We start from the raw sequence: 13,336 nt of genomic DNA on the forward strand, positions 1-13,336 counted from the left end.
ATGGGATGGCGAGGGCGGATGGCGGGCAAGCGCGACTGGCTTGAGGCGGGGCTGGACATCCTGGGCGAGCACGGCGCCCCGGCGTTGACGATCGAGCGCCTCACCGAGCGCCTCGGCCTGACGAAGGGGTCGTTCTACCACCACTTCAAGGGCATGGGCGGTTACAAGACCGCGCTGCTGGCCCATATCGAGGCCGAGGGCACCGCCGCCTACATCGCGTACGCCGACAGCGGCCCGGACCGTTCCGCGCGCGCCCGGCTGGACCGGCTCGCCGAGCGGGTGAGCGACGACGACCGCGGCCCCGCCCTGGAGGTCGCCGTGCGCGCCTGGGCGCAGCAGGACCCCGAGGTCCGCGCGCTCCAGGAACGGGTCGACCGCACCCGCATGGCCTACCTGCGCGACCTGTGGCAGGAGATCACCGGCGACCCCGCCGCGGCCGAACAGACCGCGCTGCTGCTCTACCTGGTCACCATCGGCGCCGACCATCTGGTCCCCGCCGCCTCCGGCCGCGCCCTGCGCGGCCTGTACGACCTGGTCATCCGGCTCGGAGCCGGTGACCGCGCCCCCTGAGGAGGGTTCCATGAACGGTCCGGCCCGCTGGACGCCCCGGCTGATCATCGCGATCGCCGTCATCCACACCGTCTTCGCCTTCGTGGTGAAGCCCGACGTCTGGGCGGACATCGCCGGCGCCGGGGTCGTCGCCGGGATCGACGGCGTCCCCGAACGCGAGGCGGCCCTGTGGTTCGTCTACGCCGGGATCGGCTTCCTCGCGCTCGGGACCCTGGCCGCGCGCTCGGTCCGCGCCACCGGCCGCGTCCCGCGCCAGGTGGCCGTCTACCTGCTGGTCATCGGCGGCACCATGATCGTCGTCGATCCCGCCTCCGGCGGCTGGCTGGTGCTGGCCGCCGGCCTGCTGGCGGCCTGGTCGCGCCGCGCCCCCCACCGCCCGGCCGGGGCGCAGGCCGCCCCGGACCGGACGGAGCCGGTCACCCCTTGACCGTCAGCAGCGGGCGCAGCTCGGCGACCGGGGTGGCGACGCCGCCCGCGGCCAGGGAGGACACCACCGGGCCGATGTCCTTGTAGGCCCACGGGGCCTCCTGCTTCAGGTCGCGCCGCCACGCCGCCATCACGTCGGAGCGGCGCGCCACCAGCGGGTCGCGGTGGTCCAGCGGCGTCACGATCCGGAACTCCCGCAGGAACGCGTCCAGCTCGGCGTCGCCGCCCCGCGCGGTCGCCCCGCGCGGGACGCGGCGGCCCGCGCCGTGGCACGCGCTGGCCAGGGACCGCGGGTTGCCGTGCCCGCGCAGCACGAAGCTCGACGCGCCCATCGACCCCGGCACGATGACCGGCTCGCCCCACAGGGCGTGCGGCCCGCCCGCCGTCTCGGCGTGGCCCCCGGCCGGGGTCGCGCCCTTGCGGTGGACGGTCCGGTCCCCGTCCGGCCAGAACAGGTTGTGCGGCGCGTCGTACAGCGGCCGCGACGTCAGCTCCCCGTACTCGGCGGCCAGTCCGGCGCGCATCGTCAGGGCGAGGAAGAAGCGGTTGCCGAGCGCGAAGTTGGCGGCGTTGGCGAACGCGTCCAGGTACCGCCGCCGCGCCGCCTCGGTGCGTTCGCCGGGCAGGAACGGCAGGATCCCGTTGCGCGGCCGGGGCAGCCCGGCGGGCCAGCCCGCGCGCAGCAGGTCCAGCGCGGTCCCGTTGGCCTGGTGCCCCAGCGACAGGGAGCCGCTGTGCGCCATCAGCACGACCGTGCCCGGCGCCAGCCCCCAGGCGTGCGCCGCGGCCGGGTCGTGGACCTCCGACACGTACTGCAGCTCCACGAAGTGGTTGCCGCCGCCGATGCCGCCGATGATGCTGTCGTGGCTGGCGCCGCCCGCGCTGCCGATCCAGTCGGCGAACGCCGCGGCGGTGCGCGCGGGGAACCACGGCAGGTGGGCGCGGTCCACGGCGTCGTCGGCGTCGGTGGGCTGGAGGCCCCGCCAGGGGGTGTCACCGGTCAGCAGCAGGCCCGGCAGCCCGTCGCGCAGCAGCGCCTCGCGCTGCGCGGGCGTGAGCGCCACCCGGCGGCCGCCCTCGAAGAACAGGTGCCGGAGCCGCTTCTCCAGCCGGTCCAGCCGGGACCGGACCCGGTCGGCGCGCAGGGAGGTGACCTCCAGGCGCATGCCGCAGTTGACGTCGTTGCCGACGGCCTGGGGGAGGAGGGCGTTCTCGGTCTCCAGGACGGTGCCGATGGGGATGCCCGCGCCCTTGTGGAGGTCGGGGGTGAGGACGACACGGGTGATGCGGGGCTCGGGGCCGTCGAAGCCGGTGGCCTCGGCGAGCCGGGCCAGGGTGTCGGCGGTCTCCAGGAGCGAGAGGGCCTCGTCGACGGCGGCGGGCTCCAGCGGGACGCCGGGGCCGGCGCAGATCTCCACCGGCACGTCCCAGCGGTTGGGCAGGCGGAGCCAGTGGTCGTCGAGGCGTTCGAGACGATGGTCTTGACGGGTACGCAAGAGAGGGATCCTTCGGGGCTGCTTGAGGGCGTGGCGAACGGGACGCGCGGTGGCGTCGTGGTGCCTCCGGTTCAGCAGCCGCGAGGTGGGGCCCAGCGTAACGGGGCGCGCCCTCAGAGGACCAGCGGTTTTTCCGGGGTGCCCAGGTAACGGGTGACGGTGCGGGCGATCATCCGGGCGACGCGCTCGGGCGGCTCGGCGGGCAGCACGATGTGGCTCATCGCGAGCCGGACGGCCGTGTCGGCGATCTCGGTGAACGTCTCCCGGTCCAGTTCCGGCCACTGGCGCAGGGCGTGCTCGACGAGCCGCTCCTTGGCGGCGAACAGCACCGGCTGGGCCCGGGTCGTCAGCAGCGGCAGCAGCTCCTCGCCGTCGGTCCCGGTCAGCACGGTCTTCTTCAGCGGGTCGTCGGCCGACAGCTCCAGGGTGAACAGCACCGCCGCCTCCACCGCCGAGTACAGGTCGTCGTGGCCGCTCAGCACGTGGTCGATGCCGTCGAGATAGCGTTCGTGGTCGCGCAGCACCACCGCCTGGGCCAGGCCCCACTTGTCGCCGAACTCGTTGTAGACGGTCTGGCGGCTCACCCCGGCGGCCGCGGCGACGTCGCGCATCCGCACCGCCCGGTAGCCGCGCTGGACGAGCAGGTCGGCGGCGGCGTCGATGAGGGCCTCGCGCACGGGGCGCCCAGCGGTGGTCATGACGTTCCTCCAGGTGAACGGGTGCCGTGCCGTCCCCCCGGCTCCATTATCGTCACGCTCCGCCCGCGCGGGTCACAGCGACCTGACGCGCGGGTCGGCGCGCACCTCCACCGGCGGGCCCGAGGCGACGACCCGCCCGGCGTCCAGCACGTACAGCACGTCGCACACGCCGATCAGCGCCTCCAGGTCCGAGCCGGTCAGCAGCACCGCCGGGCCCTCCGCGGCCAGGTCCCGCACCAGCACCTCCAGCGCCCGGCCCCGGTGCTCGGACAGGTCCGCCCACGGCTCGTCCAGCACCAGCGCGCGGGGCCGCGCCGCCAGCGCCCGCGCCAGTTCCAGCAGCCGCGCCACCTCCGGCGGCACGGACCCGGCGGGGCGCTGCGCGTAGGCGGCGATCCCGACCCGCTCCAGCAGCGCGTCGGCGACCTCGCCGGCCGCGTGCCGCGCCGCCCGGCGCCGCCGCCACCGGTCGCGCGCCGACCGGCCCGGCGGGCGCCGGGTGACCGCGTGGATCTCCGCCGCGAGCCGCACGTTCTCCCGCACCGTCAGCGGCCAGAACGCGGTCGGCCGCTGGAAGGTGCGGGCCAGCCCGCACCGGGCGCGTTCGTGCGGGGGGCGGCCGGTCAGCTCCGCGCCGTCCAGCCGGACGGTGCCGCGCGCCGGGCGGCACAGCCCCGTGAGGACGTCGCACAGCGTGGTCTTGCCCGACCCGGCCGGGCCGACCAGGCCGGTGACGGTGCCCGGCGGCGCGGTCAGGGCCGCGCCGTCCACGGCGGTCGTCCCGCCGAACCGGACCGTGACGCCCATGGCCCGCAGCCCCTCCCCGGCCTCGGGAACGGGTCCGGGCCCGTTGGCGGGCAGGACCGGTGCGGGGTCGGGCAGCGTCGGGATGGGCAGCGGGGTGAGCACGCTCCATCGCCTCCCGGTGCGTCGTCGCGGGGCGGCCGTGATGCGGATCCTGTGATGTGGATCACTCGTCCGGCCACGATACCGATCGGCCCGGCGGGGAGGCAATGGACCGGTGGGGAAGGCGGAACGGGACCGGCCGACCGGATCGATCACGTTTCGGTTGCACGTCGGTCCTGATCTTGCCGGACGAATGCGACATTCCGTAGGTTCGCGGCCAACAGGACGCCCTGATCCTGCAGCGGTCGACGACGACCAGGCCCGCGATCCGGGCCGGGCGGCGTTGATCGCCTGCCCGACTCCGAGGAGACGCATGACCGAGGTCAACCGCCGTGATCTGCTGGCCGGGGCCGCGGCGTTCGCCGGTTTCGCCACCGTCGGCCTGCTGCCCGGCACGGCCGCCGCCGTGACCCGGCAGCGCCCCGGGGCCTCCCACGGCCCCGCGCTGACCACCGGCGACAAGGCCGTGGTCGCCCGCGTCGACGCCCGCCGCGCGCTGCGGCACCTGCGGGTGCTCAGCGACCAGATCGGCTGGCGCATCGCCGGGACCGACTCCGAGCACCGCGCCGCCTGGTACGCCCAGCGGGTGCTGCGCGACCTGGGTTACAAGGTGAAGCTCCAGCCGTTCCCGGTGCCCGACAAGATCCTCGCCGAGATGTGGGGCCGCGACGACGCCCACTGGCAGGCCCCCGGCTCGCTGCAGGGCGGCACCGGCCGGGTCCGGGGCGACCTCGTGGACCTGGGCGACGCCACCACGGTCACCGCCGACCTGACCGGCAAGATCGCGGTGTTCACGCGGGTGGCCGACAAGGAGACCGACCAGGCCGTGGCCGCCGCGGCCAAGGGCGCCGCCGCGGTCCTGATCGTCAACGTCCGCAGCGCCAGCTTCCCCGAGCGCAAGGCCGCCACCTTCACGCCGGTCCTCAAGCAGGAGGTGGCGATCCCGGTGCTCGGCATCGCCGAGTACCACGGCGCGGAGATCCGCAAGGGGATGCGGAAGCTGTCGCTGAAGGCCACCAAGCACACCAACCTGACCTCCTACAACGTGCTGGCCGAGCGCAAGGCGAACCTGCCCAACCCCGAGGGCAAGGCCGTCATCATCAGCGCCCACTACGACAGCGTCCCCGGCTCGCCCGGCGGCAACGACGACGGCAGCGGCACCGCGCTGTGCCTGGAGCTGGCCCGCGCGCTGCGCCGCCTGCCCATCCAGCAGGACCTGCGCATCTACCTGTGGGGCGCCGAGGAGCTCGGCCTGGTCGGCTCGCGCCACTACGTCAAGGGGCTCGACGACGCCGGGGTCAAGGCGATCAGCGGCTGCTTCCAGAACGACATGGTCGCCACCAGCCACCCGCCGGCGGGCACCTACTGGCTGCTGTCGCTGGACGGCAAGCCCAACACGACCACCACCGCGATCCAGGGCGCGGCCGAGCGCCTCGGCTACGTCGACCAGACCAAGGGCCCGGTCGCCCGCGGCGCGAGCGACCACCAGTCGTTCGCCGAGCGCGGCATCGCGGCGGGCAACTTCAGCTGGCGCGGCGGCGAGGCCCCCAGCCAGCTGGAGCCGGTCTACCACACCCCCGAGGACACCGTGCGCGGCAACATCAGCCTGGAGCGCCTCCAGGTGTCCCTGGAACTGATCGGCTGCGCCGCCTACGAGGTGGCGCGCCACCGCTGACCGGCGGGGACCGGGCGGCGGCCCCGCTTTGGCCGCCGCCCCGTCCCGTCCGGATCGCTCAGTCCCACTCCCACCGCACGCCGTGCACCCCGGGCCGGATGTCGACGTCGGCCAGGTGCGCGGTGTGCCAGCCGGTCAGCCGCAGCTCCTGCAGGTCGGTCGGCTCGGTGGACACGTTCGGCTGCCAGTCGCGGTAGCAGCGCGCGGGCAGCGCCGCCGCGTCGAACTGCACCTGCAACAGGTAGTCGTGCGCCGGGAACCGGAACCACCGCCGGTAGAACGTGGTGAGCGGCGCGTGCTCCCCGTAGCCGAACTCGTACTCCACCACCGTCGTCTCGCCGCGTTCCAGCGGCCGCTCGAACAGCAGCTCCACCGCCGTCACGCCGTCGGGGCGGTCGGTGCGGGTGCGGCCCGCCCGGCAGTAGGCGGTGCCGCGCAGCTCCGGCAGGAGCCCCAGCTCGTTGTAGTGCAGCGCGACGTGCCGGTCCACGCCGTCGGCCAGCGCCCGCAGCACCAGCCGCGTGTGCACCCCGACCTCCCGGCGGTCCGGCCCGACGCGGAACCGCTCGTGGCAGCTCAGCCACTCCAGCCGCCCGTCGCAGGGCCCGTCGATCTGCTCCAGCAGCCGGTCCACGCTGGCGTGGACCGGGCACACCTCCCGGTAGGGCAGCGCGCCCGGCACGTGTCGCACCCACCGGCCGCGCGGGCGCGGCGGCCCCAGCCGGGACACCAGGGAGTCCTCCGGAACGCCGAGGATCTGCTCCAGCGCCCGCACCGCGTGCAGCGAGTGCGACCGTTCGGGGCGGCACCGGCCGCGCTGCCAGTTGGACAGGCTGGCCAGGCTCACCCGGATGCCGCGGTCGGCGAGCCGGGCGTGCAGCCGTTCCAGGCTCAGCCCCCGGGCGCGGATCGCCGCGCGCAGCGCCTCGTCGAACGGGGCCGCGCGCGGCACGTCCGCAGCGGCCGGACGCGTCGTGGACGTCATGCGGACCTCCTGACGGCCGATGATCACGAACGGTACCGGCGCCCGCGCCGCGCCGTCGAGGGGCGGGCCGGGGGGATCAGAAGGTCAGGCTCCAGGCGTCGATGTAGCCGCTGTCGTTGACGTCGACGTCGCGCACCCGCAGCCTCCAGGTCCCGCCGGCGGTCTCGGCGGAGGCGTCGACGGTGTCGGTCTCGTGGATGATGTCGGCGTCGTCGTCGGCGTCGCGGTCGCGCAGCCGGTAGGCGCGCCCGCTCGGCCCGACCAGGTCGATCTCCACGTCGCCGCGCCAGGTGTGGTGGATGTCCTGGAACACGCTGAGCGTCCTCGGCGCGTTGCCCGGCACACCGGTCACGGTGATGGCGGACTCGGCGGTGCCCCGGTCGGGGATGGCGACGTCGTCGGCGTTCTCGAAGACCCGGCCGGGTTCGCCGCCGCCGCCGTGGTTGATGAGGTTGCAGCAGGCGTTGCGGTAGATCCGGGTCGAGCCGCGCTGGGCGTATCCGGCGTAGGCCGAGGAGCCCTCGTACCAGGTCCAGCCGCCGATGGTCTTGCCCTGCACCGCGACCGGGGTGTTGGCGCCCGAGCCCGACCACAGCGTCCAGTGGACGTGGTCGCCGTTGGCGGACCCGCCGCACGGCAGCTCCTCGGCGATGCGGCCCAGGTACTCGCCGAGCCGCACGGCGCTGCCGCTGGCCTTGGCGGTGGTGTCGCGCAGGTGGTAGTAGCCGGTGGTGTACCCGTTGTCGTGCACGACGGTGATGTAGGGCCAGCGTCCGCCGCTCGTGCAGTGCCGGTACATCGTCCCGGCGCGCGAGGCGAGGACGTTGCCGTCGCCGCCGAAGAAGTCGATCGAGTTGTAGGGGCGGGACTGGCCGCTGTTGCCGTGCACGCCCCAGTGGCCCCAGCCGGTGCCCTGCTTCCACGGCAGCGACAGGCCGGTGTCGGCCGACAGCGACCTCACCTCGGCGGTGCGGGCGAACGGGACGCGCTCGTCGTCCCGGACCACCGGCGCGGGCGCGGCGTGCGCGAGCGCCGCGAACCGGGGGGTGCCCTGCAACCCCACCGTCCAGGCGCGGCCGTCGAGCCGGGCCACGAACAGCGCGGTCACCGGCGCGGTCTCCACGCCCGAAGGGATCAGGAACGCCGCGCTGCCGAACGCCCACCGCCGGTCCGGCGACCACCGCTGCGGTTCCACCAGCGTCCGCAGCGGGGTCGTGGCGGGCACGCCGTAGGACCCGCGCGCCTTCCCGGAGAGCGCGGCGTCCATGGCGGCCCGGACGGTCGGCTCCAGCTCCGGGGCCGGGGCGGACGCCGCGCCCGCCGGGAGGGCGGTGGCGAGGGCGGCGGCGAGGGTGGTGGCGAGGCCCGTCGCGAGCGCCGCTCCGAGGGCCCGCATCCGTGTCGTCATGGCTGTCTCCTTCGGTCGGGAGCGGCGGCGAGCCCCCGGTGACGCCGCCGCGAGGCAGCGTGCGCCGCCGCCCGGACGGGATCAAGGAGACGGACGAGCGAAAAGCCGAAAACCTGAAACCGGCAGTCTAAAAACTGAAAATTCGATTCGGCCGGGATCGGCCCGGCAGGTTTGGGCGCAGGTGGGAGCGCATCCAGCGGGCCGCCGGCAGGACCGGAACCGAAAAAACCGCGACCGGACGCCGCCGCGAAACTGAATCTTTAGAGTTCGCGCGGCGGCGCCCGGCCGGGGGCGGTCAGCGCACGCTTCGGACGGGGAGGATCGCCAGTGCCCCGGCCACCGCCAGCACGGCGGCCACGATGTAGAGCGAGGAGTACCCGCCGAGGCTGTTGATGATCACCGAGGCGACGAACGGGGACACGATCTGCGGTCCGGCGTTGGCGATGTTGAGCACGCCCATGTCGCGGGCGGCGTCGCCCTGGGAGGGCAGCACCAGGGTGACCATCGCGGTGTCGACGGCCATGTAGACGCCGAAGAACAAGCCGTTGACCGCCATGAAGACCATCATCGTGGTCCAGTCCGGCGACAGCAGCGGCAGCAGCAGCGAGCCCGCGCAGCCCATGCTGGAGACGAAGACGAACAGCTTGCGGCGGTCCAGCCGGTCCGACAGCGGGCCGCCGACCAGGGTCGCCAGCACCGAGGTCACCGTGGAGATCATGGTGAGGATCGCCACCGCGTTGGCCGGGTCCATGCCCCGGGGCACGCCGATGTGGTCCTTCATCATGTACATCAGGTAGCCCAGGATGCTGAAGTACCCCAGGGTGATCATGGCGCGGCCCAGGAACACCCACAGGAAGTCGCGGTGCCGCAGCGCCGACAGGAACGACGTCAGGTCCCCGGCCAGCGACGAGCGGCGTTCGGCGACCTCGGCGGGCAGCTCGTGCGGGCGCGGGTCGTGGGTGAGGGTGACCAGCGCGACCGCGGCGGCGACCAGCAGGCCGCCCAGCACGACGTAGCCCACGTCGATCGACCGGGTGAAGCGCCCGGCGACCAGCACCCCGAGCAGGATGCCGAGGTTCATTCCGGCCCCCGCCATCGCCGAGGCCAGGCCGCGCCGCTCCCGGGGCACCCGGTCGGGCACGATCGCGGTGACCGCGGCCTGGTAGACGTTGCCCATGCCCTGGGCCAGGCACCAGCCCACGATGATCATGGCGAGGCCGGAGGCGGAGCCCATGACCGTCAGGAACGCCAGGGCCAGCACCGCCCCGCCGAGCAGGAACGGGTTGCGGCGGCCGAACCGGGACCGGCTGCGGTCCGACAACGCGCCGCCGATCGGGTTGAGCAGGGTCGCGAAGACCGCGCCGACGCCGGTGACCAGGCCCAGGTTGGCGACCTTGTTCGCCGGGTCGAGCTTCTCGATCTGCAACGGCAGCAGGATGCTGACCACGCCGCCGTACATCGAGAACAGCAGCAGGTTGCCGCTCAGCAGCAGCGGCATCAGGCCGCGCTGGCGGCCGGGAGCCGGGACTCCGGTGGCGGCGGACGCCGCACCGACGGCGGTCACCGCCGGCTCCGCCGGGGGACGCGGGGGCAGGGGCCGAGGGTCCTCATGACTTCTCCTCGCAAGGGGCCGGGAAGGGCTCCGGAGCCCGGCGTCAGGGGAGGGCCGGACCGCCGGGGCGGGGCTGGTGATACGCATCACTTATACGTATAAGCGTTGTATAGCATCCGGCTTCCCCCGCTGGCAAAGGTCGAGGTGCGAAAGACTGGTCCCATGGTCGACCAAGCCCCCGCCGCGCGCCCCGCGACGAGCACCGATGTCGCCCGGCTGGCCGGGGTCTCGCAGGCCACCGTCTCCTACGTGCTCAACGACGCCCCCGGCGTGAAGATCAGCGAGGAGACGCGCGAGCGGGTGCGCCGCGCCGCCGAGGAGCTGGGCTACGCCCCCCACGCCTCGGCCCGCGTCCTGCGCAAGGGCACCAGCGACATCGTGCTGCTGCCGCTGCCGCCGTTCCAGGTCGGCGGGCTGTTCCTGTCCTGGCTGAACGACATCGGCGAGCGGCTGCGCGAGCACGGCCACACCGTCGTGCTGTACGGCGACACCCGCTCCAAGGGCGTGGCCGCCGCCCGCGAGTGGGCGCAGTGGCGGCCCGCCGCCGTCATCGTGGAGGCCCACCGCCTCACCCGCGCCGCCGTGCGGCAGCTGTACGCCGCCGGGACCGCCACGGTGATCGCGATCGGGGCGGAGCCGTCGCCGCTGGTCCCCACGCTGCTGGTGGACGACTACGGCGTCGGCGCGACGGCGGCCGACCACCTGCTGGACCGGGGGCGGACCCGGCTGGCGGCCGTGGTCCCGGCCGAACCCGGCCTCGACGCCTGGGGCGAACGCCGCCTGGCGGGCGTCGCGCGGGCCGCCGCCGCGCGCGGGCTGGAGACGCGCCGGGTGGACCTGCCGTTCGACGAGGACGCCGCCGCCGCGCTGGCGGCCTCCTGGGCGGCCGGCGCCGACCGCCCCGACGGGGTCTTCGGCTACAACGACGACTACGCGGCGCTGCTGCTGGCCGCCCTGGGGGACGCGGGGATCGACGTGCCCGGGCGGATCGCGGTGGTGGGGGCCGACGACCAGCCGGTCGCCAGGCTGGTGCGCCCGCGGCTGACGTCGGTGCGGGTGACCGGACGGCTCGACGACGACGCGGTGGCCGCCCGCCTGCACGAGATGATCGTCTCGCGGGACCGCGACCCGGCCACCGTCCTGCCGGTGAACGACTTCGCGATCGCGCAGCGCGACTCCGGCTGAGGGGTACGCTCGGGGGTTCGCCGTCACCGCCCCGGAGGCCGTCGCCCGCATGACCCGGACCGTCACCCGCACGACCGAGACCGTTCTGCCCGCCGTCCCGCCGTTCGACTTCGCCGCGACGCTGCGCTTCCTCGACGGCTTCGCGCTCGCCGCCGACGCCCAGGAGGTGACCGGCGGCACCCTCGTCCGGGCGGTGCGCGCCGGAGGCCGCACCGTGCTCGCCCGCGTCACCGCCGAGGGCGGGGCGGCCGTCCGCTGCGTGCTGCACGCCGACGGACCGCTCGATCCCGGGACGGCCGGGGAGGCGAACGCGCGGATCGCGTTCAGCCTCAGCCTGGCGGACGACCTGACCGGCTTCTACGCGATCGGCCGCGACGACCCCGACTTCGCCCCGGTGCTGGAGCGGCTGCACGGCTACCACCAGGCCAAGTTCCCCACGCCGCTGGAGTGCCTGGTCTGGTCGATCCTCACCCAGCGCAACGGCCTGACGGTGACGCTGCGGGCGCACCGCGCCCTGGGGAGGGAGATCGGGAACACCGTCGTCCTGGACGGGACGGCGTACACGGCGTTCCCCGAGGCCGAGCAGCTCGCCGCGCTGTCGCCCGGCCGGATCGCCGAACTGGTCGGCAACCAGCGCAAGGGCCCCTACCTGCACGGCGCGGTGCGCGGCTGGCTGGACCTGGACGAGGAGTGGCTGCGCACCGCCCCGTACGCGGAGGCGAGGAAGGCGCTGCTCGGCCTGCCGGGGGTGGGGGAGTGGGCGGCGGCGTTCATCCTGCTGCGGGGCCTCGGCCGCACCGACGAGACCCCGAACGAGCGCAAGCTCCTGGACCCGGCCGCCCGCGTCTACGGCCGCGAGCTGACCATGGCCCAGGTCCAGAAGCTCGGCGAGCGCTACGGCCGCTGGGCCGGGTACTGGGCCCACTACCTGCGCGCCGCGCCCTGACGGTCGGCGGGCTCCACGGCGAGCGTGGCGCGGCGCAGCGCCGGGAACGCCGCCGCCACCGCGGCCGCCGCCACGACGCAGACCGCGCCGCCGGACACCACGGCGGTGCGGGGGTCGGTGAGATCGGCCAGGAACCCGACGGCGGCGTTGCCGAGGGCGGGTGAGACGATCGCCTGGACCATCCACAGGCCGCTGACCCGCCCGCGCAGCTCGTCGGGCGTGCCGTGCTGGAGCAGCGCGCCGCGCAGCGTCTCGGACACGAAGTCGCCCAGCCCCGCCAGCGCCAGGAACGCCAGCGCCGTCGGCAGCGCCGGACTCAGCCCGAACCCCACCAGCGCGCCGCCCCACAGCAGCACCGCGCCGACCAGCACGTAGCCGGTCGCCCGCACCCGTCCGGTCCATCCGCTGGTCGCCGCGCCCAGCAGCGCGCCGAGCGCGGGCGCGGCGTACAGCAGCCCGGTCACGCCCGGCGACCCGAACTGCCGGTCCGCCAGCACCGGGTACAGGGCCTGCGGCATCGTGAAGACCATCGCGGCGGCGTCGACCAGCATCATCCCCAGCAGGAGCCGGTCGCGGCGCACGAACCGCAGCCCGGCGCCCACCGCCGCGAACGCCTGCCGCACGCCCCGGTCCGGCGCGGCGTGCGCGGGCGGCAGCGGCCGGACGAACAGCATCGCCAGCGAGAACACCAGGTACCCGGCCGCGTCCACCGCGTAGCAGGCGGCCAGTCCCGGGCCGGCGACCAGCAGCCCGCCGACGGCCGGGGCCGCCAGCGCCGCGAGCTGGGTGGAGGCCGAGGTGAGCGCGCCCGCCGCCGCGAGCCGTTCGGTCCCGACCAGCGCCGGGGTCGCCGCGAGCAGCGCGGGGCCGCCGAGCCCGGCCAGCAGCCCCGTCACGCCCGTCGCGGCGTAGACGACCCACAGGCGCGGCTCGGGCAGCAGCGCGTTGACCGCCAGCGCGGCCGCGACGCCCGCCAGCGGCAGCCGGGTCCACAGCATCAGCGCGCGCCGGTCGTACCGGTCGGCCAGCACGCCGCCGACCAGCAGCCCGGCCACCATCGGCGCGGCGCGGGCCAGCGCCGTCAGCCCGATCTGCGTCGGCGACCCGGTCATCTCGTAGACCTGCACGGACACGGCGACCGCCGTCATCAGCGTGCCGAACAGCGCGCCGAGGAACCCGGCGAAGAACAGCCGGTAGTCGCGGCTCGCGCGCAGCGGTGACAGGTCCATGGCGACGGAGGACAGGCGCATGAACGACTCCCGAGGGGGTTAGGTGAGCCTTACCTGGATCACCGTGCCCGCTCCCGCGCTTGAAGTCAACATGTGTGAAGTTCAAGGAGGGCTAGCATCGTCCCCGATGAATGAGCAGCCCGCGCCCGCGTCCCGGCGGCGCCCCACCCACCGCAAGGGCCGCCCCACCCTCACCCGCG

12 protein-coding genes are annotated in these 13,336 nt (G+C 74.9%); 5 read left to right on the forward strand and 7 right to left on the reverse strand.

Annotation, left to right across the window (positions count from 1 at the left end; all coding sequences use genetic code 11):
• Together AKI01S_RS26425 and AKI01S_RS26430 are read left to right on the forward strand one after the other, a co-directional pair.
• Positions 1 to 570: TetR/AcrR family transcriptional regulator (locus tag AKI01S_RS26425; RefSeq protein ID WP_218009811.1), on the forward strand; the 570-nt coding region annotated here is incomplete at its 5' end.
• A 10-nt stretch (positions 571 to 580) separates the two neighbouring features.
• Positions 581 to 997, forward strand: coding sequence for a DUF6463 family protein (locus AKI01S_RS26430; protein ID WP_067823641.1), 417 nt, complete (start codon positions 581 to 583; stop codon positions 995 to 997).
• Here the strand turns inward: AKI01S_RS26430 and AKI01S_RS26435 are convergent.
• The 3 genes from AKI01S_RS26435 to AKI01S_RS26445 form a co-directional block, all read right to left on the reverse strand.
• Positions 987 to 2,492, reverse strand: coding sequence for an RtcB family protein (locus AKI01S_RS26435; protein WP_169814020.1), 1,506 nt, complete (start codon positions 2,490 to 2,492; stop codon positions 987 to 989). The genes AKI01S_RS26430 and AKI01S_RS26435 overlap by 11 nt on opposite strands.
• 113 nt (positions 2,493 to 2,605) lie before the next feature.
• A complete protein-coding gene (locus tag AKI01S_RS26440; protein ID WP_067823644.1) occupies positions 2,606 to 3,190 on the reverse strand; it encodes a TetR/AcrR family transcriptional regulator in 585 nt (194 codons plus the stop codon).
• A 72-nt stretch (positions 3,191 to 3,262) separates the two neighbouring features.
• Complete coding sequence (locus AKI01S_RS26445; protein ID WP_245681785.1) at positions 3,263 to 4,099, reverse strand: ATP-binding cassette domain-containing protein; 837 nt, start codon at positions 4,097 to 4,099, stop codon at positions 3,263 to 3,265.
• Positions 4,100 to 4,409: 310 nt separating this feature from the next.
• Between AKI01S_RS26445 and AKI01S_RS26450 the strand changes: the two genes are divergently transcribed.
• A complete protein-coding gene (locus tag AKI01S_RS26450; RefSeq protein ID WP_067823647.1) occupies positions 4,410 to 5,771 on the forward strand; it encodes a M20/M25/M40 family metallo-hydrolase in 1,362 nt (453 codons plus the stop codon).
• Positions 5,772 to 5,829: 58 nt separating this feature from the next.
• Here the strand turns inward: AKI01S_RS26450 and AKI01S_RS26455 are convergent, their stop codons facing one another.
• The 3 genes from AKI01S_RS26455 to AKI01S_RS26465 all read right to left on the reverse strand — a co-directional run bounded on the left by AKI01S_RS26455 (position 5,830) and on the right by AKI01S_RS26465 (position 9,728).
• Positions 5,830 to 6,756, reverse strand: coding sequence for a helix-turn-helix domain-containing protein (locus AKI01S_RS26455; protein ID WP_067823650.1), 927 nt, complete (start codon positions 6,754 to 6,756; stop codon positions 5,830 to 5,832).
• A gap of 76 nt (positions 6,757 to 6,832) precedes the next feature.
• Positions 6,833 to 8,164 carry a proprotein convertase P-domain-containing protein gene (locus tag AKI01S_RS26460; protein WP_067823653.1) on the reverse strand — a complete coding sequence of 444 codons (1,332 nt, stop codon included), beginning with the start codon at positions 8,162 to 8,164 and terminating at the stop codon, positions 6,833 to 6,835.
• Positions 8,165 to 8,459: 295 nt separating this feature from the next.
• Complete coding sequence (locus AKI01S_RS26465) at positions 8,460 to 9,728, reverse strand: MFS transporter (RefSeq protein WP_067823656.1); 1,269 nt, start codon at positions 9,726 to 9,728, stop codon at positions 8,460 to 8,462.
• A 210-nt stretch (positions 9,729 to 9,938) separates the two neighbouring features.
• Between AKI01S_RS26465 and AKI01S_RS26470 the strand changes: the two genes are divergently transcribed.
• Together AKI01S_RS26470 and AKI01S_RS26475 are read left to right on the forward strand one after the other, a co-directional pair.
• The gene (locus AKI01S_RS26470) at positions 9,939 to 10,961 is read left to right on the forward strand and encodes a LacI family DNA-binding transcriptional regulator (RefSeq protein ID WP_067823659.1); all 1,023 of its coding nucleotides are present in this window, start codon (positions 9,939 to 9,941) and stop codon (positions 10,959 to 10,961) included.
• Between the two features lie 49 nt (positions 10,962 to 11,010).
• Complete coding sequence (locus AKI01S_RS26475) at positions 11,011 to 11,907, forward strand: DNA-3-methyladenine glycosylase family protein (protein WP_067823661.1); 897 nt, start codon at positions 11,011 to 11,013, stop codon at positions 11,905 to 11,907.
• On the opposite strand, the gene AKI01S_RS26480 is transcribed toward AKI01S_RS26475, so the two are convergent.
• Positions 11,886 to 13,157, reverse strand: a complete 1,272-nt coding sequence (locus AKI01S_RS26480; protein ID WP_084000282.1) for an MFS transporter — start codon at positions 13,155 to 13,157, stop codon at positions 11,886 to 11,888. The two genes, AKI01S_RS26475 and AKI01S_RS26480, sit on opposite strands and share 22 nt — an antisense overlap.
• Positions 13,158 to 13,336: the final 179 nt, after the last annotated feature.

The organism is Actinomadura kijaniata NBRC 14229 (assembly GCF_001552175.1).
Taxonomy (GTDB): domain Bacteria; phylum Actinomycetota; class Actinomycetes; order Streptosporangiales; family Streptosporangiaceae; genus Spirillospora; species Spirillospora kijaniata.

Excerpts from the sequence above, each read along its gene's own strand:
- AKI01S_RS26430 (WP_067823641.1), top strand. The coding sequence starts at position 581 with ATGAACGGTCCGGCCCGCTGGACGCCCCGGCTGATCATCGCGATCGCC.
- AKI01S_RS26440 (WP_067823644.1), bottom strand. The coding sequence starts at position 3,190 with ATGACCACCGCTGGGCGCCCCGTGCGCGAGGCCCTCATCGACGCCGCC.
- AKI01S_RS26450 (WP_067823647.1), top strand. The coding sequence starts at position 4,410 with ATGACCGAGGTCAACCGCCGTGATCTGCTGGCCGGGGCCGCGGCGTTC.
- AKI01S_RS26455 (WP_067823650.1), bottom strand. The coding sequence starts at position 6,756 with ATGACGTCCACGACGCGTCCGGCCGCTGCGGACGTGCCGCGCGCGGCC.
- AKI01S_RS26460 (WP_067823653.1), bottom strand. The coding sequence starts at position 8,164 with ATGACGACACGGATGCGGGCCCTCGGAGCGGCGCTCGCGACGGGCCTC.
- AKI01S_RS26470 (WP_067823659.1), top strand. The coding sequence starts at position 9,939 with ATGGTCGACCAAGCCCCCGCCGCGCGCCCCGCGACGAGCACCGATGTC.
- AKI01S_RS26475 (WP_067823661.1), top strand. The coding sequence starts at position 11,011 with ATGACCCGGACCGTCACCCGCACGACCGAGACCGTTCTGCCCGCCGTC.
- AKI01S_RS26480 (WP_084000282.1), bottom strand. The coding sequence starts at position 13,157 with ATGCGCCTGTCCTCCGTCGCCATGGACCTGTCACCGCTGCGCGCGAGC.